We start from the raw sequence: 3,985 nt of genomic DNA, 5'->3' as shown, positions 1-3,985 counted from the left end.
GAACTGTAAGATTGGTTGGTGTTTAAGGTGAAACGGCGGAATCAACAACTAAACTTGGAGTTCTCGGAGATTGATTGGTGAAACACCAACGAATCTTATTAGATCACCAATGTATTGAGGAGAACCGGTATTGAAGAATGATTCGGGCATCAACAACGCCGGTACATTTCATATAATCTGCCGTGAGTGCGATGGCACTGTGTTTCAGAACTATGAAGACCCAGAGACATATATAAACACACCAACGCCAGAAATGCTCAACCAGATAGTATTAAAGAATTCTCTGCGTGATATCTATAAACACGAAACGGAACTGGAATTATTCGATCTATTTAAGGCAATGATGGTTAGAAAAGAACCAAAGTTTGCATCATTATTTGATATGTTTCTAGAACCGCAAAGAAGTGCAAGAAAGCTTGATATCAACGAGTGTTATGGCGTTTGTAATCGTGCTAAGGCATTCATTGACGATAAACTACCGTGGTTTGAGTTGGCATCTTATGATTTGCTTGACTTTGTTACACCTGTTGCGTTTCAAGGCATGATGGCTATTTCAACAGGTATGAATGGAGAAATAATAAACAACAGATTTACGACAGATATCAATTATAAACTCGAGTATCTTCATCTCGCCATTCTTCCGCTTCAAAACAAGACAGCGGTTATAACTATTGTTGACAAAAGCAATGAACGTATTAAACAATTTGTTTTTTTTCTTCAGACGGCTCCATCTGCAACACGACTTGAAGTGTTGAATCGAATGCTGTTCATGTATGCAGAGGATTACTTCTTCTCGAAGCAATTGAAGGACAAGACCATAAAATCTCTTGAACTAGTAGCTCAAATGCTTCAAGATGCCGGAACAGTTAAAGGCTATGAGAATCAAGCACTAGCTCGAGAAATCAGAGATTATGATCTTCGGCGCGACATCGCCATTCCGAATCTGTTAACAAAAGAATATGAAGTTATCAAGTGCTAAGGGGGCTAAGCATGTTATCAGGGCATTTTGAAAATTGTTACGGAATTAAAGAGTTTGACATGGGAACGGGAATCGATTTCTCCAGGTCTAATAAAGCATTGATTTATGCCCCGAACGGCGTAATGAAAACTTCCTTCACAAAGGTGTTTGAGGACTTGTCGAAGGGTGAGGCACCCAAAGACCGAATATTCTCTGCTGCCCAGACAGCATTTTCCATTACCTATTATGCAAGCAACTACACATATACATCAGCTAATCCGAAAAATATACCATCATGTGATGCTGTATACGTTGTGAATTCGTTTGATGATCATTTTGAGTTCACCAAAGAGACCGTCAGCACTCTTCTTGCCGACGAAGCTACACGAAACGAATATAACGCGGTTATGGCTAATTTCATGGAACGAATTAAGGTCTTTGAAGCGGAGTTGGCGTCTAAATCAGGTCTTACAAAACCTAAAGTAAAAGATACGCTAATCGCGGATTTGCAGCTCCCTAGAACAGCTGACTGGCCGGATATAGTAAACAAGCTTCATGAGATACTTCAAGAAGGCACCCCCATCGATTATCTTGGCGGTATTAAGTATACTGTTTTACTACACGATAAAGCCATAGCTGTGTATGAAAAGTCTGAGTTCAAACAGTATATCCAACAATATATAGAGCGTCTTGGTGAGCTGCTTCGTGATAGCGAAGTGCTGAATAGCAGTTTTACTGATCGTAGCGCGGAGACACTGACGAAAACATTTGCAACAAATAACCTGTTTTCAGCCGAACACAAGATTGTGCTTAAAGATGGCACGGAAATCCGGACACTGGATGAATGGAAACGGGTGGTTGACCACCAAATCAATCTAATGTATGCCGATGAGAACTTGCATTCGGCTTTTGAAAAGCTAAAGAAATTGCTCACAGCCAATAATGATGTTGATGCTGCAAGGCAGATAATAGTTGAGTATCAACAAATCATCCCGTTGCTCTTTGAAATTCCTACAACGAAGAAACGGATGTGGGTATCATATTGTTCTCAAATGGAGACTCCTTTTGAGGACTATTATTCGGAGGTTTCTGTGTATGCTGAACGAGTCAGAGACCTCTATGAAAAAGCAGCCGGTCAATCTGAACGCTGGCAACAAGTTATAGAAGAGTTTAATCGCCGTTTCCGTGTGCCATTTACAGTACAAATCAATAATAAGTCCAATTTCATTCTCAAAGATGAAGCCCCAAATCTGACGTTTGTTTATAAGCGTGTGGCTGGTGGAACGGCAGAAACTCAAGATATGACAAAAGATACTCTTCTTCCATCGCTGAGTATGGGTGAAAAAAGAGCTATGTACATACTGTACATTTTGTTCGATTTAGAGCGTATTCGTATTCAAGCGGCGGCAGGACAGAAGCATCTTATTATCACTGACGATATCGCGGATTCTTTTGATTATAAGAATAAGTATGCGATTATCGAGTATCTGGCTGATTTATCGCAGAATACTGGTATCGACCTGTTAATGCTAACACATAACTTTGACTTCTTTAGGACAGTAAAATCTCGACTAGATGTGAAACGTAATAACAGCTATATCGCACAGCGTGATGACACAGGCAAAATTAAGATGAGCGTATTCCGCTATCAAAAGGACTTCTTCAAGAATGTGATACTTGCAGGAATCAACGGAAACAATCAGCAAGAGCAGAAAAGAATGTTGATTGCAAGCATCCCATTTTATAGGAATTTAGCTGAATACTGCGGCGAAGACCATGGTGAGAATAACGATTACCTCAAGTTGACATGCTTCTTGCATTATAAAACAACACCCATTAATACAGAAACGGCAACGTTATCAGATTTGTGGTCGATTATTCAACCCTATGTAAATGGCACAGCAGTTTCTTTCGGAACGGAGAGTTACTACGACACCGTCCAATCGTTCGCAACAGATTCTCTCATTACGCCTGATGATATATCGTTGGAGAACAAACTCATTATTTCTATTGCCGCCAGGCTACGTGCAGAGAAATATCTAAAACAGGTCATTATTGCTAACGAAGGAAGTTGCGATGATAGCGGAAGTAATCAGATGAGAGATTGGTATGACAAAGCGAAAGGCTATCTGACTGCTGGTGAACGGACTGTTATGGATGATATAAACTTAATAACACCGGAAACGATTCACCTAAATGCCTTTATGTATGAACCATTGATTGATGTTTCGATATGGGCTTTGAATGATATTTATACACGAGCAGTAGAACTGTGTTAATGCGCCTGGATTTCGTGGGGCAGAGTAATACACAAATATAACAAGATGGTAAATCTCCAATTCATCGTATGCGAAAAGTTAAGGAACAGCATCAGCTCTTTATCAGAACCATAGCTCACTATTGCTGGACTGTGGTTTTGCAATTTCGTATAACCAGACATTCGATTATTAGAATGCTGCTAGGTTGATTTTTATGTCTCCCCCCAAAAGCATTGGCGTCAAAAACACCACAAATACATACGCCGTAATAATTCTATGGCAGTTACACTCTCGCAGAGAGTAAAATATTAGAAATAGAATTCGCCGCTTCTGCAGCAAGAAGCGCTTAGTACAGAACGACTTTGCGCTGGACAAGCGTGTTACTTAGTATGAGCTACTAGGCTTCCACGATTACAACTGTCTGTAGATTAACGCTTTCGCGGTGGTCAGTGACAGTAGCCTCTGCCTGAAATAATGATTTTTTTATCTTGACCAGTCTGGTTGACGCATAGTACCCAAACGGGAGGAATAAACCCATGAATAAAATGGGCGTGATCGGCTGCTTCCTGATGTTTGTTGCCGGCGGCATCTTGCTTTTCTATTCTCCGGACAACTTGAGTCTTATCTTTACGGTCATTATGTTGCTGTCGATCGCCGTGGGGATCGCGCTCGGGATGGTGCCCGCTATGCGCTGCACCAGAGGCTTTCTGCGCGCTCAAAAGAAGATCGAACGCGCGCGCACAGTGGAATCCGCCAGCACCTGGCTGGC

General features: G+C 41.2%; 3 protein-coding genes. All 3 read left to right on the top strand.

Features of this window, described 5'->3' with window-relative positions; all coding sequences use genetic code 11:
• Positions 1-130: 130 nt before the first annotated feature.
• Positions 131-979, top strand: a complete 849-nt coding sequence (locus tag PHO71_RS25420) for a hypothetical protein (protein WP_300208982.1) — start codon at positions 131-133, stop codon at positions 977-979.
• Between the two features lie 59 nt (positions 980-1,038).
• Entirely contained in the window at positions 1,039-3,237 is a 2,199-nt protein-coding gene (locus PHO71_RS25415) for an AAA family ATPase (RefSeq protein ID WP_300208981.1), read from the top strand.
• 515 nt (positions 3,238-3,752) lie between these two features.
• On the top strand, positions 3,753-3,985 hold a 233-nt coding region (locus PHO71_RS25410; RefSeq protein WP_300208980.1), incomplete at its 3' end, for a hypothetical protein.

The sequence above is a fragment of the Bacteroides sp. genome, from assembly GCF_028690125.1.
In the GTDB taxonomy this organism is placed as follows: domain Bacteria; phylum Bacteroidota; class Bacteroidia; order Bacteroidales; family Bacteroidaceae; genus Bacteroides.
This window is presented reverse-complemented; position numbering and strand designations above follow the sequence as displayed.

Bases quoted from the DNA above. Each gene is read 5' to 3' on its own strand.
- PHO71_RS25415 (WP_300208981.1), top strand. From the start codon at position 1,039: ATGGGAACGGGAATCGATTTCTCCAGGTCTAATAAAGCATTGATTTAT.